The organism is Acidovorax cavernicola (genome assembly GCF_003581445.1).
The window spans coordinates 20,532-42,874 of the sequence record NZ_QXMN01000032.1 but is presented as its reverse complement, the minus strand read 5'-3'; the positions used below and the strand labels follow the sequence as shown (position 1 = coordinate 42,874).

Sequence of the window (22,343 nt, the reverse complement as noted above, 5' to 3'; positions counted from 1 at the left end):
AGGTTCCTGCTCCCATGAGTCATCGCAAGCCCGTCCGGGTGGCCGATCGCCACGCCTTCGACGCCATCATCGACGCCCGCTCGCCGGCCGAGTTCGCGCTCGACCACATCCCCGGCGCCATCAACTGCCCGGTGCTCAACGACGAGGAGCGCCACATCGTCGGCACCGTCTACGTGCAGACGGGCGCCTTCGAGGCCCGGCGCATCGGCGGCGCGATGGTGGCCGCCAACATCGCGCAGCACCTGCGCGACACGCTGGCCGACCGCCCCGAGAAGTGGAAGCCGCTGGTCTACTGCTGGCGCGGCGGCATGCGCAGCGGCTCGATGGTCACGTGGCTGCGCCTCGTGGGTTGGGACGCGCAGCAGCTCGCGGGCGGCTACAAGAGCTTTCGCCGGCACGTGATCTCGCAGATCGACGCGCTGACGCCCAAGCTCGACCTGCGCGTGGTCTGCGGCGCCACCGGCAGCGCCAAGACGCGCGTGCTGCACGCGCTGGCCGCGCGCGGTGCACAGGTGCTCGACCTGGAAGACTTCGCCAGCCACAAGGGCTCGCTGCTCGGCGCGCTGCCGGGCGTGGCGCAACCCTCGCAGAAGCACTTCGAGACGCGCATCGCGACCGTGCTCGACGCCATCGACCTGTCGCGCCCGCTGTACGTGGAGGGCGAGAGCGTGCGCATCGGCCGGCTCTCGCTGCCCCTGCCGCTGGTGGCGCAGATGCGCGCGGCGCCGTGCATCGAGGTGGCGGCCACGCCCGAAGCCCGGCTGGACTACCTGCTGCGCGACTACGCCTACCTGGGCGACGACCGCGCAGCGCTCGCCGAGAAGATGGGCGTGCTGAAGGAGCTGCAGGGCAAGGAGACGGTGACGCGCTGGCAGCAGTGGGCGCACGACGCCGACCTGCCGCACCTGTTCGCCGAGCTGATGTCACTGCACTACGACCCGCACTACGAGAAGTCGCAGGAAACGCACTTTCGCGCGTGGGCGAAGCGCCAGCGCGTGGCGGCGTCCGACCTGTCGGATCAGGGCATCGAGGCCGTGGCCGACGCGGTGCTCGCGCTACCCGACGCAGCCACGGCCAGCCCGTCGGCATAGAGCACGCCGCGCGGCGCGCGGCACAGCCCCCAGAAGCGCAGGCCGCACAGCTCGGCCATGCGCACGCCCATAGCGGTGGGCGCCGAGATGGTCGCCATCGCCGCGATGCCCAAGCGCGCGCACTTGCGCACCAGCTCGTGGCTGCCACGGCTGGACATCAGCACGAAGCCCGGCTCATCGAGCCGATTCGCACGCGCGAGCTTGCCGAGCAATTTATCGAGCGCATTGTGGCGGCCGACGTCTTCCATCAGGTCCGTCAGTTCACCGTCCACCGTGGCCCAGGCGGCCGCATGAATCGCGCCGGCTTCGGCATTGAGCAGCTGGCGCGGCGACATGGCGGCGAAGGCGCGCAGCACGGTGGCGAGATCGACGCGTTCGATCCAGTCGCGCGGCGGCACGCGCTGCGGCGACAGGTCGAGCCCCGCGAAGCTCTCGACGCCGCACACGCCACAGCCGGTGCGGCCCGCGAGGCTGCGGCGACGGTCCTTCAGGCGCTCGAAGCTGCGCGTGGAAATGTCGAGCTGCACCTCGATGCCCGGCATGCCCTCGGGCAGGCCGGCCTCGGAGGCATCGATCACCCGCACGTCGATGCCGCGGCAATCGGCGGCGCTGTCGAGGATGCCCTCGCTCAATGCAAAGCCCAGGGCGAAGGCCTCGAGGTCCTGCGGCGTGGCCATCATCACCGCGTGCGAGACGCCGTTGAACACCAGCGCCACCGGCACCTCGGCGGCCAGCGTGTCGTCGCGCACCACGCCCTCGGGCGCAAGGCCGCGTTCGCCGAAGACGTGCACAGCGTGCCGCGCGAGGGGCGGCAGGGAGTCGGATTCGGGGAGGTTTGTCATGGCCGCGGCCATTGTCCGCTCAGCCGTGGTTTTCGTCAGCCGGCAGGTTGTCGACAAGCGCGCGCCCGGCGTCTGTGAGGTGCGCGACCCATCGGTCATCCAGCTGCACCACCCGCACCCAGCCGGGCCCACGCACGCCGCCGATGGCGGCATCGCCCATCAGCGTGAGCTGGCGCATGACCACGCTCGCGCCCTGCCCCAGCCGCTTGCCCAGGCGCGGCAGCGACATGCCGCCCTCGCCCGGTGCCTCGGCGAGCGCGCGCAGGATCGCGATGGAAAAGGAATCGGCGTCGAACCCCGTGCTCATGCCGCCACGGCGTCGGCGTCCACCGCAACCGGCGCCACATGCAGCGACAGCACCACGGGAATCGACTTGGACGTCGGCGTGCCCGCGTTCTCCGCCACTGACGAGAGTGGCACCAGCGGGTTCGTCTCGGGGTAGTAGGCCGCGAGATTGCCGCGCGGGATGTCGTAGGCCACCAGCTTGAAGCGGTCCGCCCGGCGTTCCTGCCCGTCGCTCCACACGGTCTGGATGTCGACCCAGTCGCCGTCCTTCATGCCGAGCTGACGGATGTCGTCGGCGTGGATGAACACCACGCGGCGCTGGCCGAACACGCCGCGGTAGCGGTCGTCCATGCCGTAGATGGTGGTGTTGTACTGGTCGTGCGAGCGCGTGGTCAGCAGCGTGAAGACCACCGTGTCCTTCTGCGACGCGAAGCGCGCGCGGGCGCGGTGCGCGTGGGTGTCCAGCGGCACGGCATGGGTGAAGAACACGGCCTTCTTCGAGGCGGTGTTCCACACGCGTTCGCTCGCCGTGTTGCGCAAGCGGAAGCCGCCGGGGTGCGCGACGCGCGCGTTGAAGTCCTTGAAGTCGTCGAACACGGCTTCGATCTTGTCGCGGATGCGCGCGTAGTCTTCGACGAGCCAGAGCCACGGCGTCTTGCTGCGCGCGCCGATGGTGGCGGCGGCCAGCCGCGCCACGATGGCCGGCTCGGACAGCAGGTGCTCCGACGCCGGCGGGTTGATGCCCATCGAGATGTGCACCATGCTCATCGAGTCTTCGACCGTCACGCCCTGCGGGCCGTTCGCCTGCATGTCGATCTCGGTGCGGCCCAGGCACGGCAGGATGATCGCCTCGCGCCCGTGGATCACGTGGCTGCGGTTGAGCTTGGTGGTCACGTGCACCGTGAGGTCGCACTGCTGCAGCGCCTTCCAGGTCTGGTAGGTGTCGGGCGTGGCCGCCGCAAAGTTGCCGCCGAGCGCGAAGAACACCTTGCCCTTGCCGTCGAGCATGTGCTGGATCGCCTCGACCGTGTCGACGCCGTTGCGGCGCGGCGGCTCGAAGCCGAACACCTGCTGCAGCCGGTCGAGCAGCGCAGCCGGCGGCTTCTCCCAGATGCCCATGGTGCGGTCGCCCTGCACGTTGCTGTGGCCACGCACCGGGCAGGCGCCCGCGCCTTCGCGGCCCATGTGGCCGCCCAGCATGAGCCAGTTGCCGATCATCTGGATGGTCGCCACCGAATGCTGGTGCTGCGTGATGCCCATGCCCCAGCAGGCGATGACGCGCTTCGCGCCCAGGTACACATCGGCCGCGGCACGGATCTGCGCTTCGCTCAGGCCCGACTCCTGCACCAGCAGCGGCCACGATTCGGCGCGCAGGTCATCGGCGAGGGCTTCGAAGCCCGTGGTGTGCGTGGCGATGAAATCGCGGTCGAGCAACGAAGCTTCGCCGCGCGCCACCGCTGCGTCGTCGCACTCGATGACGTGCTTCATCATCCCCTTCACCGCCGCGAAGTCGCCGCCCACGCGCAGCTGGAAGTAGTGCGTGCTGATGGGCGTGGAGCCCAGCGTCGCCATTTCCAGCTTGTCCTGCGGATCGGCGAAACGCTCCAGCCCGCGCTCGCGCAGCGGGTTGAAGCTCACGATGCGCGCGCCGCGCTTGGAAGCCGCACGCAGTTCGCCGAGCATGCGCGGATGGTTGGTGCCGGGGTTCTGGCCGAAGATGAAGATCGCGTCGGCCTTCTCGAAATCGTCGAGCGTGACCGTGCCCTTGCCCACGCCCAGTTGCGGGCGCATGCCGCTGCCGCTGGGCTCGTGGCACATGTTCGAGCAGTCGGGGAAATTGTTGGTGCCGTACTCGCGCACGAACAGCTGGTACAGGAAAGCCGCCTCGTTGCTCGCACGGCCCGAGGTGTAGAAGATGGCCTGGTTGGGGTCGGGCAGCGCGTTCAGGTGCTGCGCGATGCGCGCGAAGGCGTCGTCCCATTCGATGGGCAGGTACTTGTCGCTGGCCGCGTCGTAGGCCATGGGGTGCGTGAGGCGCCCCTGGTCTTCAAGCCAGAAATCGCTCTGCGCGGCCAGTTCGGCCACCGTGTGCTTCGCGAACAGTTCGGGGCCGGCACGCCGCGCCGTGGCCTCGGCCGCCACGGCCTTCACGCCGTTCTCGCAGAACTCGAAGGTCGAGGCATGGTTGCGATCGGGCCAGGCGCAGCCGGGGCAGTCGAAGCCGTCGGGCTGGTTGGCCGACAGCAGCGTCTTTGCGCCCTTGACCGGGATGTCCTGCCGCAGCAGCGCATTCGTCACGCTGCGCAACGCGCCCCAGCCGCCGGCGGGGCCCTTGTAAAACTCGATCTTCTGCTCGCTCATACCGGGAGTGTTCGCGCGCGAGGGCCGGCCGTCAAATTGGATTGGCACATGCCTTGATTCAAAACGGAAATGAAGGGCTGCGGGGTCTTTTTCGCGTGCCGCGCCGGGCTCTGTACAGTGGACCGGATGACCCTGGAAGAACAACGTGCCCTCATCCTCTCCGGCGCCGTCTACGACGACCTGACCCCGGAACTGCTGGCGGCCCGCGAAGCCGCCGTGCTGCGCACCGACGAATACAACCGGAGCTTCGGCCGGCCGGCACAGGAACGCATGGCGCTGCTGCGCCGACTGCTGGGACAGGTGGGCGACGGCGCGCACTTCGAGCCCACCTTCCGCTGCGAATTCGGCTTCAACATCTCGGTGGGCCGGGGCTTCTACGCCAACTTCGACTGCGTGATGCTCGACGGCGGCGGCATCGACATCGGCGACCAGGTGCTCTTCGGCCCGCGCGTGGGCATCTACACCACCAACCATGCGCTGGACGCCGCCGAGCGCACGGCAGGCGCCTGCCAGGCCCGGCCGGTGCGAATCGGCCACCGCGTGTGGGTGGGCGCCGGCGTGCACATCAACCCGGGCGTGACCATCGGGGACAACGCGGTGATCGGTTCGGGCAGCGTGGTGACAAAGGACATACCGGCGAATGTGCTGGCGGCGGGCGTGCCGTGCAGGGTGCTGCGGGAGATCACCGCGGAAGACCGCACGGGCTTCCGCGCCTGACGCGGCAGGTTCAGCCGCCGCGCGCGCCCCCCATCAGCAAACCCCGCAACTTGCTGCGCAGCGGCGTCTCCTCGACTTCCTGCACACCGGCGATCTCGCGCAGCGCGAAGTCGCGGCTTTCGGCGTTGTGCAGGTCGATCTCCCGCACCACCTGTCCGTCCTTGTAGACGAAGGCCACGTCGGCCAGGGCGAGCACGTCCTCGATGTCGTGCGTGATCATCAACACCGGGATGCCCCATTGCTTGCGCACCTGTGCCAACTCGTTGCGCAGCTCGGCGCGCAGCATGGGGTTGAGTGCGGCAAAAGGTTCGTCGAGCAGCAGCACCTGCGGCTCGCAGGCCAGCGCGCGCGCCAGCGCCACGCGCTGCTGCTGGCCGCCGGAGAGTTTTTGCGGCCGGCTGTCGGCCAGCGCGGCGAGGCCGAAGCTTTCGAGCAGCGCCTGCACGCGCTCGGCGTCGCGTGCCGGCAGCGTTCGGCGGTGCCACGCGGTCAGGCCGAAGGCCACGTTCTCGCGCACCGACAGGTGCGGAAACAGCGCGTAGTTCTGGAACAGGTAGCCGATGCGCCGCGCCGGCGCGGGCACGTCGATGCGTTGCGCGGCGTCGTACAGCGTGCGGCCGTCCAGCCGCACATGGCCCGCCGATGGATGCAGCAGGCCGGCGATGGCCTGCAAGGTCAGCGACTTGCCGGCCCCCGAGGGGCCATAGAGTGCAGCAAAGGGAACGTCGGTCTGGAAGCGCACGGCGAGGTCGAAGCGCCGGGCTCCGTCCTTCACCGTGAGCTGCAGATCGACATCGATCATGGCTTGCCGAATCCGTAGCGCGTGAGCACTTCCTGTGCGGCGGGCGTCGCGAGGAACGCGATGAAGTCGCCGGCCAGTGCCTTCTGCTTGCTCTCGGCCACCACGGCGATCGGGTAGGTCACGGGCGTGTGGCCGGTGGGCGTGAAGGCGACCTTGACCTTGTCGCCGGCCACGGCCGCGTCGGTGCGGTAGACGAAACCGGCCTCGACCTCGCCCCGGCTCACGTAGTCGAGCACCTGGCGCACGCTGTCGGCCTGCACGAACTTGGGTTCGAGCGCGGTCCAGAGGTTGGCGTTGTCCAGCACCTGCTTGGTGTAGCGGCCGACCGGCACGGTGGCGGTCTTGCCGACAGCGATCTTCTTCACGTTGGCGGCACTCAGGTCCTGCAGCGACTTCAGGCCGATGGCGCCCTGTGCGGGCTCGACCAGCACCAGGCTGTTGGTGACGAAGTCCTTGCGGGTGGCGGCGTCGATGAGCTTCTGGTCGTTGCCGCGGTTCATGGTTTCCTGGTCGGCGCTGGCGAACACGTCGACCGGCGCGCCCTGCCCGATCTGCTGCAGCAGCACGCCCGAGGCGGCGAAGTTGAAGCGTACGGTGGCACCGGCCTTGGCGGCCTCGAATTTGGGACCGATTTCCTTGAACGCATCGGTCAGGCTCGCGGCAGCGGACACGGTGATCTGCTGCGCGGCAGCCGCGAGCGGCAGGGCCAGGGCAAGCACGACGGACAACAGACGAAACGGGCGGAACGGACGCATGAGCACAGTCTCCTGGAAAGTGGAAATCAACGAAGCGAGAAAAAGCGGTTCGACACCACCAGCACGGCAATCGACAGCACCGACGTGACGACGACCAGCAGCAGCGCCAGGTCGTCGTGGCCGGCCTGCACGGCGTCGTAGATGGCCATCGACAGGGTCTGGGTCTGCTTGGGAATGGAGCCGGCCACCATCAGCGAGGCGCCGAATTCGCCCATGGCGCGCGCGAAGGCGAGCAGCGTGCCGGCCAGGATGCCGGGCCAGGCCAGCGGCAGCGTGACGCGCAGGAACACCGAGAACGGCGACTGGCGCAAGGTGCTGGCGGCGGCTTCGAGCGAGCGATCGACATTCGAGAACGCGGCGCTGGCCGACTTGAGCACCAGCGGCAGCGCGACCACGGCCGAGGCCACCACCGCGCCGTGCCAGCTGAAGATGATGGTGTAGTCGAAGTGCTCGCGCAGCCAGGCGCCGAGCGGGCTGCGTCGCCCCGCCGCCACCAGGATGGCGTAGCCGATCACCGTGGGCGGCAACACCAGCGGCAGCATGAACACGGCCTCGAGCACGCCCGAGCCGACGAACTGCTTGCGCGCGAAGACCCAGCCCAGCGCCACGCCCACCACCAGCGCCAGCACCGTCGCGACCGCCGCGACCTGCAGCGACAGGACCAGCGGAGACCAGTCGGTGGTGGCGATGAGTGAAGCGGTCGTCGTGTTCATTGAGATACGGCGCAATTGTTACATGAGCCGCATTCTGGTTCACTCGGGGGTGCACGAATGCACCCATCTTCATATACTGACGGATACAGCGTTGGAGACTTTGTCCATCCGCCCCATGCGCCCTTCCCTTCACGACACCGTGGTTCGTTCGACCTCCGGCAGGCCGGAGCTTCGCCATGTGACGCAGGTGCACGAATGGCGCATCGAACGCACGCTGGACGCGGGCGGCTTCGTGCTGTCGATCATCGCGCCGGGCGGCGAGAGCCAGTCGTTCCTGGTGGCGCCGGGCGACGCGCAGGACATCGGCGAAGTGCTGCGCCGCAGCGCGGCGTGGACCGACCGGCGGGAGCAATGACAACCCAGTGGCGCCACATGACGGGTGCGGAGCGCATCCTCGAAGTGCTGCTGACGCGGCGCTCCGTCTCGCCGCGGCGTCTGCAATCACCCGGACCGAACCCCGACGAACTCGACGCCATCCTGCAGGCCGGCCTGCGCGCGCCCGACCACGGCGGGCTGCATCCATGGCGCGTGATCGAGTTCCGTCCGCAGAACCGCGAGGCGCTGGCCTGGTGCTTCGAACAGGAGAAGCTGCGCCGCGATCCGCTCGCCAGCCCCACCGATCTGCGGCGCGCCCGCGAGCACGCCACGCGGCCGCCGCTGCTGCTGGGCTTCGTGGTGTCGCCGCGCGAGCGCAGCAAGATCCCGGCGCGCGAGCAGTGGCTGGGTGCCGGTGCAGCGCTGGGCAACCTGCTGGCCGCCGCGCACCAGCTGGGCTATGGCGCCATCGTGCTCAGCGGCGAGCGCTGCTTCGACGAGACGCTGGTGCGTCAGGTCGGCGTGCAGCCGGGCGAGTACCTGGCGGGTTTCATCAGCATGGGCACGATCCGCGAGGCGCCGCCGCAGGCGCGCGAGACGCTGTCGCAGAACGTCTGGTCGTGCTGGCAGGGCGACCTGCTGCCGGGCTCACCCGACAGCGATCAATCCATCCTGCCGTCGGATCGCGTGCGCGGCAGCTGATCGAGCCGCGCGCCGAACCAGCCCACGCGCTCGGTCTCGCGCACGTCGAAGCGCGGCACGTAGGGCTTGATGTCGAGCACGGGCGTGCCGTCGAGCATGTCGTTGCCGCTGAAGTGCAAGGTCGCGCCTTCCACCGCCGTGAGCCGCACGATCGACAGGCCCAGCCGGTTGGGCCGTGCCGGTGCGCGAGTGGCAAAGACGCCGTGAGACGCGTTGCCCTGTTCCAGGAAGGGCACCACTTCGAGCCGTTCATGCGCGCAGCGATGCAGGTGCGTGACGAGGATCAGGTAGTCGAAGCCTTCGATGTCGCGCAGACCGGGGGCGAACTCGGCGAACACTTCGAGGCGCCCCGTTTCCTCGGGCGCACCGGCCGTCTGGATCGGCATGCCCGAGGTCTCGGTGAAGCGGCTGCGCACGATGCCGACCGGGCGGCAGACGACAGGATCGAAGGCCTCATCGCTCATGGCGCGAGCAGCCGCGTGAGCGCGCGAACGTCGGCCGCGGTCGCCAGGCGCGCCGCGTTCTCGATGGCCCGGTAGCGCTTCACGATGTCCTCGCCCACTGGCGTGAGCGCCGTGCCGCCGCCGCGCGAGCCGCCGGCGGCGGTGTTCACGGCCGGCGAGGCCAGCGTCTGGTTCATCTCGTCGATCAGCATCCAGGCGCGGCGGTACGACATGCCGAGCAGGCGGGCCGCCGCCGAGATCGAGCCGGTCTCGGCCACGGCTTCGAGCACGGCGATCTTGCCGGGGCCGATGGCGATGGTGTCGTCCCGGTAGATGCGCAGGCGGAACTGGGCTTTGGATTTCATGGTGGCGGAAAGGGTAACCCAATGGGGGTCGCCATTGTCCGCCTGCGGCCCGCGCCGCAATGTCCGCGATATCCGCGATCAGCCGAAAAACTTGGCCGCGCTGACCAGGGTCTTGTACACGCCCCACGCCAGGGGAATGCCCACCGCCAGCCAGGCCAGCACCACCACCGCCGGGCTCACCGTGTCGGCACTGCCCGAGCCACTGCCCACTTCGGCGGCCGAGGCCTTCTCGTGCGCCAGCTTCTTCTCGACGGCCAGTTCGGCGTCGGTCATGAAGTGCTTGTCGGCCACCGGACGCACCAGCAGATTGGCGATGAAGCCGATGACCAGCATGCCCACCAGGATGTACATGGTCTGGTTGTAGACCTGCTCGCGCGGCAGGCCCAGGCCCAACTGGTACTCGCGCATGTAGTTCACCACCACCGGCCCGAGGATGCCTGCCGTGGCCCACGCCGTGAGCAGGCGGCCATGGATGGCGCCCACGAACTGCGTGCCGAACAGGTCGGCCAGGTAGGCCGGCACCGTGGCGAAGCCGCCGCCATACATCGACACGATGACGCAGCAGGCGCCCACGAACAGCAGCTTGCTGCCCGCGCCGGCCGACGACGGAATGCTCGCGTACAGGATGCCGCCGAGCACGAAGAACACGGTGTAGGTGAGCTTGCGGCCCAGCTTGTCCGACAGGCTGGCCCACACGAAGCGCCCGCCGATGTTGAACAGCGAGAGCAGCGCGGTGAAGCCGCCGGCCACGGCAGCGATGGCCGCCAGCTGTGTCTTGTCGAGCTGGCCGAACTTCCCGGTCGCGCCGATCAGCGCGCCGCCGAACACCTCCTGCAGCATGGGCGAAGCCATGCCGATCACGCCGATGCCGGCGCTCACGTTCATGCACAGCACCAGCCACACGAGCCAGAACTGCGGAATGCCCCAGACCTTCTTCACGTGCACATGGCGCTGCGTGATCATGGTGTTGCTGGTCTGCGCGGGCGGCGGCGTCCAGCCTTCCGGCTTCCAGCCCGAGGGCGGCACGCGGTAACCCAACGCACCGGCCATCATGAAGACGAAGTAGCCCAGCGCCATCACGACGAAGGTCTGCATCACGCCCACGTCGGTCGAGGTCGAGAAGCGCTTCATCAGGTCGACGGCCAGCGGCGAGCCGATCATCGCGCCGCCGCCGAAGCCCATGATGGCCATGCCGGTCGCCATGCCGCGGCGGTCGGGGAACCACTTGATCAGCGTGCTCACCGGCGAGATGTAGCCCAGCCCGAGGCCGATGCCGCCGATCACGCCCGAGCCCAGGATCATCAGCCAGAACTGGTGCAGGTGAATGCCCAGCGCCGACAGCAGCATGCCGCCGCACCAGCACACCGCCGACACCACGCCGGCCTTGCGCGGGCCCGCGCGTTCGAGCCAACCGCCCCACAGGGCCGCGGAGCACCCGAGGAAGACGAAGAACAGCGTGTACATCCAGCCCAGCGTGGCCACGCGCCAGTCGCAAGTCGTGGCGAAGAGTTCGGCGAAGAAGCTCATGTCCTTGGCGCAGGCCTGCGCGCCGGTGCCGGCCGTGCCCAACGCCTTCGACAACGGCAGCCAGAACACCGAGAAGCCATAGGCCATGCCGATGCACAGGTGAATGGCCAACGCGGCCGGCGGAACCAGCCACCGGTTGAAGCCGCGGCCCGCGATGATGCGTTCCTTGTCGAGGAAGCCGGGCTGCTGTTGCTGCCCTGCGCCGTTGATGCGATCTCCCTCGAGAACGCCTGCCGTTGAGCCTGCCATATGTCTCCTTGTTGGCCGGGTGTGTGACTGGTTGTGAATCCGGCCGCGGAGTGTGAGTGGGTACTTTGCGCGCCGTCAAATTCGATCCGCGCATGGCGCGATTCAAGAATTGAATGCACCAACCAGGGGCACGGCAGGGGGCCGTGCATGCCGGTTGTCAGCCGTCGAGCGCGCCGCTGTGCAGGCGGATCTGCTCACGCCACTGCGGCGTCTGCAGGAAGGCCACGGCCGCATCGAGCGCGCGCGAGGGCCGCACGCCTTCCTGGGTCATGAAGCCGATGGGCGTGCGGACTTCGGGCGCCACCAACGGCAGCGCTTCCAGCTCGCGGTGGCTGCGCACCGCCGCGACCATGCCGCCCGGCAGCACGCTGCTGACGGTGCCGATGCTCACCGCCAATGCCAGCGTGAGCACCGAGTTGGTCTCGATGGCCGGCACAGCCGGCACCCCGGCCTCGCGAAGCGCCTGGTTGATGATGGCCCGGTTGTGCATGTCGGGCGTGAGCAGGCACAGCGGCAACTTGCCCGCCTCGGCCCACGCGATCGGCTCGCCGATGCGCAGCGTGTCGGATGACGGCGTCTGCGCGCGGCGCAGCAGGAAATAGTGCTCGATGCTCTGCGGCCAGGCCGTGAGCTTGATGCCCGGCAGATGCATGCGCTCGGTGTAGCCCAGGGCCAGGTCGATCGACAGGCTCTCGAGCCCCGTCTCCAGTTCCTGCGAGCTCATCGACAGCACGGCCGGCATGATGCCCGGATGCCGCTGGTGCAACAGCGCGGCGAAGCGGGACAGCATCGGGATGGCCGTCGGCACCGCCGCCATGCGCAAGTGCCCGCGCGGATCGCCCTCTTCGCTGCGCAGCTCCTGCAGCAACACTTCGTTGTCGCGCAACATGCGCTGGGCCGTCGCCAGCACGCGCTCGCCTTCGTACGTGAGGCCGACGTACACGCGGGCGCGCTTGACGATGACCACGCCGAACTCGGTCTCCAGTGCACGCAGGGCATTCGACAACGCCGGCTGCGTGATGTGGCAGGACTGCGCGGCGCGACCGAAATGCTTGTGCTCGTTGAGCGCAACGAGGTAGCGCATGGAGGCCAAGAGATTCATCGCTGCAGCACCTCGCGCGTCTCCGGGGTCTCCAGGATCTCCACCCTCAGGTGTTCTTGCTGATCGAGATCGTCGGGAACTTCGCCGAGAAGTCCTTCGCCTTCTCGGCGATGCCCACGGCCACGCTTCGCGCCACCGCCTTGTAGAGCCCGGCCACCTCGCCGTCGGGGTCGGACACCACGGTCGGCGCGCCGCTGTCCGCCTGCAGCCGGATGTTGATGTTCAGCGGCAGCGCGCCCAGGTAGTCCATCTGGTACTCGGCCGCCATCTTCTTGCCGCCGTCGGCGCCGAAGATGTGTTCCGCGTGGCCGCAGTTCGAGCAGATGTGCACCGCCATGTTCTCGACGATGCCCAGGATCGGCACGCCGACCTTCTCGAACATCTTGATGCCCTTCTTGGCGTCGAGCAGCGCGATGTCCTGCGGCGTGGTGACGATCACCGCGCCGGTCATGGGCACGCGCTGGCTCAGCGTGAGCTGGATGTCGCCGGTGCCCGGGGGCATGTCGACGATCAGGTAGTCGAGGTCTTTCCAGTTGGTCTGGCGCAGCAGCTGTTCGAGCGCCTGCGTGGCCATGGGGCCGCGCCAGATCATGGCCTGGTCGGCGTCGACCAGGAAGCCGATCGACATCACCTGCACGCCGTGGCGCTCCTTGGGCTCCATGGTCTTGCCGTCCAGGCTCTCGGGCTTGCCTTCCAGGCCCATCATCATGGGCTGGCTGGGGCCGTAGATATCGGCGTCGAGCAGTCCCACGGTGGCGCCCTCGGCGGCCAGCGCCAGCGCCAGGTTGGCGGCCGTGGTGCTCTTGCCCACGCCGCCCTTGCCCGAGGCCACGGCCACGATGTTGCGCACGTTGGGCATCAGCTGCACGCCGCGCTGCACCGCATGGCTGATGACCTTGGTGACGATGTTGACCGACACGTTCTCCACGCCCGGCACGGTCTTGGCCGCGGCCACGAGCGACTTGCGGATGGCCGCGCGCTGGCTCTTCGCCGGGTAGCCCAGTTCGAGGTCGAACGAGACATCGCCCTCCGCGATCTGCAGGTTTTTGAGCGAGCGGGTCGCCGCGAATTCTTTGCCGGTGTTAGGGTCCGTGACGCTCTTGAGCGCGTCCATGAGCCCTTCGGGGGTGAGTGCCATTGTTCTAGCTCCTGAATGGGGCTTAGTCTATTCGGCCCGCCAAGCCCGTACCGGACCGCGCCCAATCCCTCGCCGAAAACGCCGAACAAGAAAAACCTCAATGCCCGAGACAAGCCCCGCCACCGGCCTGCTGCTGACAGGCGGCGGCGCCCGCGCCGCCTACCAGGTCGGCGTGCTCGAAGCCATCGCCGAGATCCGGCGCGACGCCATCGCGGCGGGTGCGGCAGTCGGCAGCGGCAACCCGTTCCAAGTCATCACCGGCACCTCGGCCGGCGCCATCAACGCCGCCGCGCTGGCCTGCGGCGCCGACAACTTCGACCACGTGGTGGCGCACATCGCGCAGGTGTGGGGCGAGTTCCGCGCCGAGCAGATCTACCGCGCCGACTCGCTCTCGGTGCTCGGCAGCGGCGCGCGCTGGCGCATGCTGCTGGGCCTGGGGCGCTTCGCGGCCAACTGGGCACGCATCAAGCCGAAGTCGCTGCTCGACAACACGCCGCTGGCCGGCCTGCTGGCGCGCATGGTGCCGCTGGACCGCCTGCCGATGCTGATGCAGCAGGGCCACGTGCAGGCGCTGGCCGTCACGGCGTCGAGCTACAGCTCGGGCGAGCACGTCACCTTCTTCGAGGCGGCCGTGCCGATGGAGCCCTGGGTGCGCTCGCAGCGCCTGTCGGTGCGCGACCGCATCACGCACGCGCACCTGATGGCATCGTCGGCCATTCCGTTCGTGTTCCCGGCCACCGAACTGCCGATGCCGGCGGGCCATGTCGAATACTTCGGCGACGGCTCGATGCGCCAGTCGGCGCCCATCGCGGCGGCGATCCACCTGGGCGCGCAACGCATCGTGGTGATCGGCGCCGGGCGCATGCACGAACCGCGCGACGAGGCCGCACCCAACACCCACAGCGGCTACCCGACCATGGCGCAGATCGCGGGCCATGCGCTGTCGAGCATCTTTCTCGATGCACTGGCGGTCGACATCGAGCGGCTGCGCCGCATCAACCACACGCTGGGCCTGATCCCCGAGGAAGCCCGCGCGGCGAGCACGCTGCGCCCGCTCGACCTGCTGGTGATCTCGCCGTCGGAGCGCATCGACGTGATCGCCGCGCGCCACGTCGATGCCCTGCCGGGCGCCGTGCGGCACCTGCTGGGCGGCTCGAAGGTCGCGGCCGACGTGAAGGGCGGCGCGCTGGCAAGCTACCTGCTGTTCGAAGCGGCCTACACGCGCGACCTGATGGCGCTCGGGCGCGCGGATGCGATGCGGCAGAGGGACGAGGTGGTGCGGTTCTTCGGGTGGGCGCCGGTGTAAGGTCCGACGCCTATGCCGCAACCCTATCCCTCCCGCATCGAGACCGACCGACTGGTCTTGCGTCCGCCCCGGCCCGAAGACGCAGCCGCACTCTTCGCCGCTTACACACAAGACGCTCAGGTCTGCCGCTACATGGTGTGGAAGCCCCATGCCGCACTGAGCGAAACGCAGGACTTCGTGGCGTACTGCATCGAAGGCTGGCAACGGGGAAGTGCCCTGCCCTATGTGCTCACGCGCAGGACGGCCGATGCATCGGACGAGCCCATCGGCATGCTCGAAGGCCGGGTGTCGGCGCACACGGTCAATGTCGGCTACGTGCTCGCCAGGTCGCACTGGGGCCATGGCCTCATGCCGGAAGCCCTGCGCGCGTTCGCGCGGCTGGCCCTGTCGCGCGACGAGGTCTTCCGCGTCGAAGCATCCTGCGACGTCGACAACCGACCCTCGGCGCGCATGCTCGAAAAGAGCGGCTTCACCCTGGAAGGCCGGCTCGCCCGCCACACGGTGCATCCCAACCTGTCGAACGAGCCGCGGTCGTGCTTTCTGTACGCGGTCTGCCGATAGCGCGCGCCGCATGAAAAGCTATGCGCACGTTCGCGGGCACGGGCCGGACTTCGTCGTGCGCTATCGCCTCTATCCGCCGTCGGCAGGTGGCCGCAAATCCACGCTGCAGCATCTGCGCTGCGACTTTCTCTATGCAGGCGACGACCCGCAAGCCGACGGCATCTTCGCGATCCACCCCGAGTTTCTGGATGACGCCGGCGTACCGCTCGAAAAGGACGTGACGGTGCCGCTGGAAGGCAAGGCGTCGATGTGGGTGCTGTTTCCTGCCATGCGCAGCACGGTTCACCGGGCCCGCATCGCGGTCGGCGTGCGCGGCCACTTCATGGAAGGTGCACGAAAGGTCGGCGATGTCGAGGTCATCGAGATCGTCGGGCTGCACGAGAACCCGACGAGCTGAGCCCCAAGCAGGCGCCGCATCACCCCGCCTCGTCCACCAGCCCCAGCACCACATCCAGCAGCACGTTCGCCCCCTGCACCAGATCGGCGCTTGCCGTGTGCTCCTTCGGGTTGTGGCTGATGCCGCGCACGCTGGGCACGAAGATCATCGCGGCTGGGCCGATGCGCGCCATCATCTGCGCGTCGTGGCCCGCGCCCGAGGTCATGCGGCGGTGGCTCAGGCCGCGCGCATGCGCGCTGGCTTCGATGACGCGCACCAGTCGCTCGTCGAACCGCACCGGCTCGAAGCGGGCCAGCGTGCGGGCGGCAATGGTCACGCCTTCGGTCGCTTCGAGCTGCCGCAGATGGTCGGCCAGTTCAACTTCGGCCGCCTGCAGCGTGGCTTCGTCGGTGTTGCGCAGGTCGACCGTGAGCGTGGCGCGGGCCGCGATCACGTTGATGAGGTTGGGGTGCAGGTCGATGGCGCCGACAGTGGCGACCTGGCTACCGCCGTACCGCCGCGCCAGTTCGCGCACGAACACCGCGATGGCGGCGGCGCAGTAACCCGCATCGTGGCGCAGGCGCATCGGCGTGGTGCCCGCGTGGTTCGACTGGCCGGTGACGACGATCTCCTGCCACGAGATGCCCTGCAGGTCGGCCACGGCACCGATGGTGATGCCCTCGGCCTCCAGCACCGGGCCCTGCTCGATGTGCAGCTCGACAAAGGCGTGCGGCACCAGTGCGCCGCAGGCCATGTCGCCCGCATAGCCGATGCGTGCGAGTTCGTCGCCCAGCCGCGCACCGTCGGTGCCGACGGTGTCGAGCGCCGCGTCGAGCGGCAGCCCGCCCGCATGCACCAGCGAGCCCATCATGTCGGGCATGAAGCGCACGCCCTCCTCGTTGGTGAACGCAGCAACCACGAAGGGCCGAAGCGTCTCGCGCTGGTTGTCGTTGAGCCAGCGCACGACCTCCAGCCCCGCCATCACACCGTAGTTGCCGTCGTAGCGCCCGCCCGTGGCGACGGTGTCGATGTGCGAGCCGGTAATCACCGGTCTTGCGTCGGGCTGCCGGCCGGGGCGGATGCCGAAGATGTTGCCGATGCGGTCGACGCGCACGGTGAGCCCGAGGTCCTGCATCCACTGCACGAGCCGGTCGCGGCCCGCGCGGTCGGCGTCCGTGAGTGCGATGCGGCAGACGCCGCCCTGCGCGATCGCGCCGATGGCGGCGTGTTCGTCGATGCGTGCCATCAAGGCGGCTTCGGTGATGCCTTCGCGTTGCAGCCATTGCGCCTGCGCCGCCACGACTTCCTCACCTGAACGCCCCGTCAGTGCGCGATACACGCCCGGCGCGGTCGCGCCCTCTGTGCTGAACAGCAGCACGCGCGAATCGGCATCGAGGCCGGCGGCGCGCGCCAGTTCGGGGTCGGCCGCAAGCACCTGCAACGCTGCAAGCCCGGCCGCGCCGGATTCGCCGACCAGCACGGGTACGTCGCCCGCCGCGCCGGTGGCAAGCGTGCGCATGGCGTGCTCGGCGTCGGCATCGGTGACGGTCATGAAGACATCGACCGAAGGCTGCAGGAAGCGCCACGCGAGCGGCGAGGTCTCGCCGCAGGCCAGCCCGGCCATCACCGAGTCGACGCTGCCGGTCGCGCGGTCGGGGCGGCCGCTGCGCGCGCTTTGCAGCAGGCAGTCGGCCTGTTCGGGCTCGACCACGATCAGCGTCGGCCGCGCAGCGCCGTAGCGCTCCCAGAAATGACTGGCCACACCGGCCGCGAGCCCGCCGACACCACCCTGCACGATGACGTGGGTGAAGGGGCACGGCGCGCCGGGCGCGGTGTTCTCCAGCAGCTCGTCGACGAGGATGCCGTAGCCCTGCATTACGTCGCGCGGGATCTCTTCGTAGCCTTCGTAGGAGGTGTCGGAGACCACCTCCCAGCCGTTCGCCTTCGCCAGGCGCGCAGCCTCTTCCACCGAGGCGTCGTAGTTGCCGGTGATGCGCACGATCTCGGCGCCGAGCGCGGCGATGGGCGCCTCGCGCTCCTCGCTGACCTGCGCGTGCAGCACGATCACGCAGCGGCAGCCCATGCTCTGCGCAGCGGCGGCCAGCGCGCGGCCATGGTTGCCGTCGGTCGCGCTGATGACGACGAAGTCGCGCAGCGCCTGTGCGTGCCGGCCCGCGAACAGGTCGGCGGGCGTCCAGCCCTTGTCGGGCCAGCGACGCAGCACGAGCCGCAGCAAGGCGACGGGCGCGCCGAGCACCTTGAAGCTGCCGAGCGCGGAGCGGCGCGATTCGTCCTTCACGATCACCTGCCCGACGCCGAGCTGCGCGGCAAGCCGCGGCAAGCGCCACGCAGGCGTCGGCTGCGGCGCGAGCCGGTCCCAGGTGGACAGCCACTGACGGCTCTCGCGGCCGCGTTCGATGTTCATGACGGCCTTCAGGGCCGCGTCGTAGGCGCGCCGTTGCGCGTGGGGGTTGGCGAAGAGCATGGGGAAAACTGAAGAGGAAAAGTCGGTCAGGCCGCAGCGGGCAAGGGAAGACGCAGCCGCACGATCTCCGCGAAGTAGCGCGCGCCCGTGGTCAGCACCGCGTCGTTGAAGTCGTAGCGGCCGTTGTGCAGCGGCGTGCCGCCGGGCTTACCTTCAGCGCCGTTGCCCAGGAAGACGAAAGCACCCGGCACGGCCTTCAGGAAGGCGCCGAAGTCCTCCGAGATCATCATCGGCGCGACGTTGGCATCGACCTTCTCGGCGCCCACCACGGCGGTGGCTGCGGTCACGGCCGTGGGCACGCACTCGGCCCAGTTCACGGTGGGCGCGAACTCGTGCGTGTAGCTGAAGCTGCACTGCGCGCCGTGCATGCGACAGATGCCTTCGCTGATCTCGCGCATGCGCGTCTCGAGCATGCGCTGCACGGCAGGGTCGTAGCTGCGCGTGTCGCCCTTGATCGTCACGTTCGACGGAATGGCGTTGCGGATGCCGTCGGTGATGAACTCGGTGCACGACACCACCGCCTGCGCGCCCGGATCGAGCGTGCGCGACACGATGGTCTGCAGCGCCAGCACGATCTGCGCGCCGATCACGATCGGGTCGATGCCCATGTGCGGCCGCGCGGCGTGCGTGCCCCGGCCGTGAATGTGGATGACGAAGTTGTCCTCGCTCGCCATCAGGCCGCCCGCGCGCGTGGCGAAGGTGCCGGCGGGCAGGCCGGGCATGTTGTGCAGGCCATAGATCTCGTCGACCGGAAAGCGCGTGAACAGGCCGTCGTCCATCATGGCCCGGGCACCGCGGCCGTGCTCTTCGGCCGGCTGGAAGATGAAGCGCACGGTGCCGTCGAAATCGCGCCGCTCGCGCAGCAGCTGCGCCGCGCCGAGCACCATCGCCATGTGGCCGTCGTGGCCGCAGGCGTGCATGCGCCCCGGCGCAGCGGAGGCGTACGGCCGCTCGGTCGCGAGCTCGGTGATGGCCAGCGCATCCATCTCGGCGCGCAGGCCGATCACGCCCGTCCCGCGGCCCACCGTCAGGCTGGCGACCAGCCCGGTGCCGCCAATGCCCGTGTGCACCTCGAGCCCCAGCGCGCGCAACGCGCTCGCAATGAAGGCCGAGGTCTTCGCTTCCTCGAAGCCGGTCTCGGGCATCGCATGCAGCTGGTGCCGCCAGCCGGCCAGCTGGTCGCGCAGGGGGTGGTCTGGAAACTTCATGGCGAGATGCTATTGACAACGCAGCGGGACAGGTGCGCAAAATAAGCCGCTGCCACGCAACGTTTTTGCGTGAGCGCTACACCCTCCCATGACACCCCTCGACGCCCTCGACCTGCACCTGCTGGAACTGATCCAGGCCGACAGCCGCCTCTCGCAGGGCGAACTCGGCGAGCGCATCCACCTGTCGACGGCGGCGGTGAACCGCCGGCTCAAGCGCCTGCGCGACGAGGGCGTGATCCAGCGCCACGGCGCCGTGCTGTCGCCGGCCGCACTCGGACACCCGCTCACCATCGTGGTCGAGGTCGAGGCCGAGAGCGAGCAGATCGAACGGCTCGACGCCATGAAGCAGAGCTTTCGCGACTGCCCGCAGGTGCAGCAGTGCTACTACGTGACGGGCGAGTGGGACTTCATCCTCGTGTGCGTGGTGCGCGACATGGCGCAGTACACGGCGCTGACGCGCCAGCTGTTTTTCCAGAGCAACAACGTCAAGCGCTTCCGCACGCTGGTGACGATGGACCCGGTGAAGGTCAGTCTGGATGTGCCGGTGTCGGCGGGCGGCTGAGCGCGCGCAGCGTCACGAGCCCAGACCGAACAGTGCCAGCAGGCCTGCGACGAACCAGCCGACCTTCCTGGCGTTGTCGGCACTTTCCTTCGAGATCGGCCACAGCGTGGCGCGGCGCCAGGCCCGGAAGTTGTTGGCGACCGCCAGGCCCAGGCCGAGCAGTACCAGAGGCGCCATGTCCCATGCGGCCGCTGCGATGCCCGACAGCACGACGATCAGCAGGCCCGCCACCCCGATCCCGCTCGACGTGCTGGCCAACACATGCGAGAGCTTGCCGCAGAGCCCGCACACCGCAGGCGAAGCGCGACTGGACCAGCGCTTGGCCATGGCGGCGATGCCCGGCTGATGGCAATGGGGACAGACGTAGGTCATGCGGCTCCCGCGAACAACGAGGAAGCCGACGATAGCCGATGGGATCAGCGCACGGACAACATCGACCGCAGCATCAGCAGCACCGCCCCGACGATCGGCGCCAGCGCCAGCAGCCGCCCAGGCTCGAAGGCCAGCCCTGCGAAGGCGCCAAGGAGGCAGCCGACCTTGATCCACATCGGCACCGCGCCCCAGCCGCGCCGATGGGTCACGGCGAGTGCGATCAGTGCGACCCAGCCGAACGCGCCGCCGAGGACCGACAGCGTCCAGCTCAGCAGGTAGATCGCCGAATCCGCGTCGCGGAATGCGAGGGCCGTGCCCAGGCCGCGCCAGGTGTGCCACCAGCCGTCGAACAGCAGGAAGCCGGTGGCCGAGGCGGCCCACCAGAAGAAGGCGTAGAGGCTGGCGAGGCCGGCGAACGCCGCGAGCCAGCCCAGCAGGCGGCGGGTGATGTCGTCGAAGGGGGTGTGGTCGCGCCAGGCGGCGGTCTGTCCGTGGTCCATGGTCGGAGCTCCATTGGGGTTCGCAATGGGTCCGAAGGTAGGCCGCGCATGTGCGGCCTGGATGAAGCCTGTGTGAAGCGGCGGGATCAGGCTTCGGGTACGTCGGCGGAAATGCCCAGCTCCGAGCACACGCGCCTCAGCAGCGCCTTCAGCGAGGCCACCTCGGTTTCGAGCCGCGCCACGTTGGCCTTGAGCGCCGCGACTTCGCCGAGCGAATCGCCGTGCGTGGCAAAGGCTGCGTCGCCCGATGCGCCCGGTCCGGCCACCTCTTCCGCCGGCGGCCCGCTCAGCAGGTGCGCCCAGCGGCTTTCTCGTGCGCCCGGCAGGCGCGCGAGCTTCACCACCAGCGCGCCGGCCGGCCGTTCGGCGAGTTCGTTGAGGAAGCCCTCGACCGACGAGATGTCGGCGAAGTTGTGCATGCGGTCGCAGGCGATGCGCAGCTCGCCGGCCGTCTGCGGGCCGCGCAGCATCAGCACGGTGAGCAGGATGACCGACTGCGAGGGGATGCGCAGCACGCGGTCGACGTTGTGCTCGTAGCGGAAGGCGCGCCCGCCGCTGGTCTCGGCCACTAGGCTGTAGCCCTTCAGGCTGTCGATGGCGGCCTGCACCTGCGACTCGCTGAGTTCGAGCACGGGGTTGCGGCTGGTCTTCTGGTTGCAGCCCGATACGAGCGAGTTGAGCGTGAGCGGGTAGCTGTCGGGCACGGTGCGCTGCTTTTCGGCCAGCACGCCGAGCACGCGGGTTTCGAGGAGGGACAAGACGGGCAGCGGTGTGGACATGGCTCGAAAAGAAGAGACAGATGACAGAGTGGGAAGTGCTTCAGGGCGAGACGACGGCCAGCATCGGCCCGAGGTCGCGCACGAAGTCGTTGCGCTGCAGTGTCTTCGAGTACAGCGCCGACACGGTGCCGTCGAGGTACAGCGCGTCGCGGCAATGCAGCACGTCGCGGAAGTAGAGCGCGAAATCGTGGAAATTCACCGGCGTCTCGGCAAAGACGAAGATCGCGGTGGCGCCCGACACGCATACGCCGTTGCGGGTCTTGCGCGAATCCGAATTCGGAATGAGCGCCGGATGCACCACGCCGTGGTGCAGCAGCAGCGGGCCCGACTGGGTCGCCAGTTGCACGGCGCCCTTGCGGAGGGCCTTCGCGAGCGCCGGGTACTCCGAGGCCTCGACGATGCGCGGCCCGTCGGCCGTCACCAGGAACACGCCGTTGGGCTTGCGAAAGAAATTGCCGACGCCGTCGGCAAGGTTCAAGGGCGCTTCCTCGCGGCCTTCGCGCACCAGCAGGCCGACCGGCGAAAAGTCGGCGTGGTACATGCCGGCATTCACCGCGAACAGCAGCTGCTTGTTGCGCGCCTTCAACCAGGCTTCGAGCCGGTCGAAGCGCTTGAACGCGGCGCCCGTGTCGTCGTTCAGGAACAGCGCGAGCCGTTCGGTGCGAAGGTCGACCTTCACGACGGTGTAGCGCGGCGGGTCCGCGGCCACGGCGGCGGACCACGCCAGGCCGGCCAGCAGGAAGACCAGCGCAGGCAGCAGCAGTTTCTTCATGCGACGACCTGCGCT

At 69.0% G+C, this 22,343-nt stretch carries 25 protein-coding genes and 1 pseudogene; 8 read left to right on the top strand and 18 right to left on the bottom strand.

All coding sequences use genetic code 11. From position 1 onward, the window contains the following. Nucleotides 1-14: 14 nt before the first annotated feature. Nucleotides 15-1,091 (top strand): tRNA 2-selenouridine(34) synthase MnmH, encoded by a 1,077-nt coding sequence (gene mnmH, locus D3H34_RS22275; RefSeq protein ID WP_119556427.1) that lies wholly within the window; start codon nucleotides 15-17, stop codon nucleotides 1,089-1,091. On the opposite strand, the gene fdhD is transcribed toward mnmH, so the two are convergent. From fdhD to D3H34_RS22260, 3 genes are read right to left on the bottom strand one after another with little or no spacing between them, the layout of a single operon-like run. Further along, nucleotides 1,019-1,933: a formate dehydrogenase accessory sulfurtransferase FdhD gene (gene fdhD / locus D3H34_RS22270; protein WP_286186072.1), complete on the bottom strand. Its 915-nt coding sequence runs from the start codon at nucleotides 1,931-1,933 to the stop codon at nucleotides 1,019-1,021. The two genes, mnmH and fdhD, sit on opposite strands and share 73 nt — an antisense overlap. 19 nt (nucleotides 1,934-1,952) lie before the next feature. Continuing rightward, a complete protein-coding gene (locus tag D3H34_RS22265) occupies nucleotides 1,953-2,240 on the bottom strand; it encodes a hypothetical protein (protein ID WP_119556425.1) in 288 nt (95 codons plus the stop codon). Then, nucleotides 2,237-4,579, bottom strand: a complete 2,343-nt coding sequence (locus D3H34_RS22260; RefSeq protein WP_119556424.1) for an FdhF/YdeP family oxidoreductase — start codon at nucleotides 4,577-4,579, stop codon at nucleotides 2,237-2,239. The genes D3H34_RS22265 and D3H34_RS22260 overlap by 4 nt, the downstream gene beginning before the upstream one ends. 126 nt (nucleotides 4,580-4,705) lie before the next feature. Here D3H34_RS22260 and D3H34_RS22255 point away from each other — a divergent pair, with 126 nt between their 5' ends. Beyond that, complete coding sequence (locus D3H34_RS22255; protein ID WP_119556423.1) at nucleotides 4,706-5,296, top strand: sugar O-acetyltransferase; 591 nt, start codon at nucleotides 4,706-4,708, stop codon at nucleotides 5,294-5,296. 10 nt (nucleotides 5,297-5,306) lie between these two features. Here D3H34_RS22255 and D3H34_RS22250 read toward each other — a convergent pair whose 3' ends face one another. The 3 genes from D3H34_RS22250 to modB are packed head-to-tail and all read right to left on the bottom strand — an operon-like array spanning nucleotide 5,307 to nucleotide 7,566. Continuing rightward, the gene (locus D3H34_RS22250) at nucleotides 5,307-6,098 is read right to left on the bottom strand and encodes an ABC transporter ATP-binding protein (RefSeq protein WP_119556422.1); all 792 of its coding nucleotides are present in this window, start codon (nucleotides 6,096-6,098) and stop codon (nucleotides 5,307-5,309) included. Then, nucleotides 6,095-6,853, bottom strand: a complete 759-nt coding sequence (modA, locus tag D3H34_RS22245) for a molybdate ABC transporter substrate-binding protein (protein ID WP_119556421.1) — start codon at nucleotides 6,851-6,853, stop codon at nucleotides 6,095-6,097. Before modA ends, D3H34_RS22250 begins: the two co-directional genes overlap by 4 nt. Before the next feature lie 26 nt (nucleotides 6,854-6,879). Continuing rightward, nucleotides 6,880-7,566 carry a molybdate ABC transporter permease subunit gene (modB, locus tag D3H34_RS22240; protein ID WP_119556420.1) on the bottom strand — a complete coding sequence of 229 codons (687 nt, stop codon included), beginning with the start codon at nucleotides 7,564-7,566 and terminating at the stop codon, nucleotides 6,880-6,882. Nucleotides 7,567-7,681: 115 nt separating this feature from the next. On the opposite strand from modB, the gene D3H34_RS22235 reads away from it, so the two are divergent. Continuing rightward, nucleotides 7,682-7,921 carry a hypothetical protein gene (locus tag D3H34_RS22235; RefSeq protein ID WP_119556419.1) on the top strand — a complete coding sequence of 80 codons (240 nt, stop codon included), beginning with the start codon at nucleotides 7,682-7,684 and terminating at the stop codon, nucleotides 7,919-7,921. After that, on the top strand, nucleotides 7,918-8,583 hold the full coding sequence (locus D3H34_RS22230; protein ID WP_119556418.1) for a nitroreductase family protein: 666 nt from the start codon (nucleotides 7,918-7,920) through the stop codon (nucleotides 8,581-8,583). The genes D3H34_RS22235 and D3H34_RS22230 overlap by 4 nt, the downstream gene beginning before the upstream one ends. On the opposite strand, the gene tsaA is transcribed toward D3H34_RS22230, so the two are convergent. From tsaA to apbC, 5 genes are all read right to left on the bottom strand, one after another. Beyond that, the gene (gene tsaA / locus D3H34_RS22225; protein WP_119556417.1) at nucleotides 8,544-9,047 is read right to left on the bottom strand and encodes a tRNA (N6-threonylcarbamoyladenosine(37)-N6)-methyltransferase TrmO; all 504 of its coding nucleotides are present in this window, start codon (nucleotides 9,045-9,047) and stop codon (nucleotides 8,544-8,546) included. The genes D3H34_RS22230 and tsaA overlap by 40 nt on opposite strands. After that, a complete protein-coding gene (locus tag D3H34_RS22220; RefSeq protein WP_062478989.1) occupies nucleotides 9,044-9,391 on the bottom strand; it encodes a winged helix-turn-helix domain-containing protein in 348 nt (115 codons plus the stop codon). Before D3H34_RS22220 ends, tsaA begins: the two co-directional genes overlap by 4 nt. A 78-nt stretch (nucleotides 9,392-9,469) precedes the next feature. Next, on the bottom strand, nucleotides 9,470-11,167 hold the full coding sequence (locus tag D3H34_RS22215; protein ID WP_119556416.1) for an OFA family MFS transporter: 1,698 nt from the start codon (nucleotides 11,165-11,167) through the stop codon (nucleotides 9,470-9,472). A gap of 157 nt (nucleotides 11,168-11,324) precedes the next feature. Then, entirely contained in the window at nucleotides 11,325-12,269 is a 945-nt protein-coding gene (locus tag D3H34_RS22210) for a LysR family transcriptional regulator (protein ID WP_119556415.1), read from the bottom strand. Between the two features lie 46 nt (nucleotides 12,270-12,315). Next, on the bottom strand, nucleotides 12,316-13,407 hold the full coding sequence (gene apbC / locus D3H34_RS22205) for an iron-sulfur cluster carrier protein ApbC (RefSeq protein ID WP_119556414.1): 1,092 nt from the start codon (nucleotides 13,405-13,407) through the stop codon (nucleotides 12,316-12,318). Nucleotides 13,408-13,507: 100 nt separating this feature from the next. On the opposite strand from apbC, the gene D3H34_RS22200 reads away from it, so the two are divergent. Genes D3H34_RS22200 through D3H34_RS22190 form a run of 3 tightly spaced genes read left to right on the top strand, consistent with a single transcriptional unit; the run spans nucleotide 13,508 to nucleotide 15,671 of the window. Then, the gene (locus D3H34_RS22200; RefSeq protein ID WP_119556413.1) at nucleotides 13,508-14,713 is read left to right on the top strand and encodes a patatin-like phospholipase family protein; all 1,206 of its coding nucleotides are present in this window, start codon (nucleotides 13,508-13,510) and stop codon (nucleotides 14,711-14,713) included. 12 nt (nucleotides 14,714-14,725) lie between these two features. Beyond that, complete coding sequence (locus tag D3H34_RS22195) at nucleotides 14,726-15,274, top strand: GNAT family N-acetyltransferase (protein ID WP_119556412.1); 549 nt, start codon at nucleotides 14,726-14,728, stop codon at nucleotides 15,272-15,274. Nucleotides 15,275-15,284: 10 nt separating this feature from the next. Then, nucleotides 15,285-15,671: a hypothetical protein gene (locus D3H34_RS22190; RefSeq protein ID WP_119556411.1), complete on the top strand. Its 387-nt coding sequence runs from the start codon at nucleotides 15,285-15,287 to the stop codon at nucleotides 15,669-15,671. A gap of 19 nt (nucleotides 15,672-15,690) precedes the next feature. Here D3H34_RS22190 and D3H34_RS34725 read toward each other — a convergent pair whose 3' ends face one another. The 3 genes and pseudogenes from D3H34_RS34725 to D3H34_RS22180 form a co-directional block, all read right to left on the bottom strand. Continuing rightward, entirely contained in the window at nucleotides 15,691-16,950 is a 1,260-nt protein-coding gene (locus D3H34_RS34725) for a M20 family metallo-hydrolase (protein ID WP_434057706.1), read from the bottom strand. Then, nucleotides 16,936-18,135 (bottom strand): annotated as a pseudogene (locus D3H34_RS34720) (diaminopropionate ammonia-lyase); the annotation flags it as partial. The pseudogene D3H34_RS34720 and the gene D3H34_RS34725, both read right to left, overlap by 15 nt. Nucleotides 18,136-18,161: 26 nt before the next feature. Continuing rightward, nucleotides 18,162-19,343, bottom strand: coding sequence for a M20 aminoacylase family protein (locus D3H34_RS22180; protein ID WP_119556409.1), 1,182 nt, complete (start codon nucleotides 19,341-19,343; stop codon nucleotides 18,162-18,164). An 88-nt stretch (nucleotides 19,344-19,431) separates the two neighbouring features. Here D3H34_RS22180 and D3H34_RS22175 point away from each other — a divergent pair, with 88 nt between their 5' ends. Further along, complete coding sequence (locus D3H34_RS22175) at nucleotides 19,432-19,905, top strand: Lrp/AsnC family transcriptional regulator (protein ID WP_101489038.1); 474 nt, start codon at nucleotides 19,432-19,434, stop codon at nucleotides 19,903-19,905. A 12-nt stretch (nucleotides 19,906-19,917) separates the two neighbouring features. Here D3H34_RS22175 and D3H34_RS34005 read toward each other — a convergent pair whose 3' ends face one another. The 4 genes from D3H34_RS34005 to D3H34_RS22155 form a co-directional block, all read right to left on the bottom strand. Next, the gene (locus tag D3H34_RS34005; RefSeq protein WP_147400466.1) at nucleotides 19,918-20,277 is read right to left on the bottom strand and encodes a hypothetical protein; all 360 of its coding nucleotides are present in this window, start codon (nucleotides 20,275-20,277) and stop codon (nucleotides 19,918-19,920) included. 44 nt (nucleotides 20,278-20,321) lie between these two features. After that, the gene (locus tag D3H34_RS22165) at nucleotides 20,322-20,777 is read right to left on the bottom strand and encodes a hypothetical protein (RefSeq protein ID WP_119556407.1); all 456 of its coding nucleotides are present in this window, start codon (nucleotides 20,775-20,777) and stop codon (nucleotides 20,322-20,324) included. Between the two features lie 86 nt (nucleotides 20,778-20,863). Then, complete coding sequence (locus D3H34_RS22160; protein ID WP_119556406.1) at nucleotides 20,864-21,556, bottom strand: YceH family protein; 693 nt, start codon at nucleotides 21,554-21,556, stop codon at nucleotides 20,864-20,866. Nucleotides 21,557-21,596: 40 nt separating this feature from the next. Further along, complete coding sequence (locus tag D3H34_RS22155; protein ID WP_119556405.1) at nucleotides 21,597-22,328, bottom strand: phosphodiester glycosidase family protein; 732 nt, start codon at nucleotides 22,326-22,328, stop codon at nucleotides 21,597-21,599. Nucleotides 22,329-22,343: the final 15 nt, after the last annotated feature.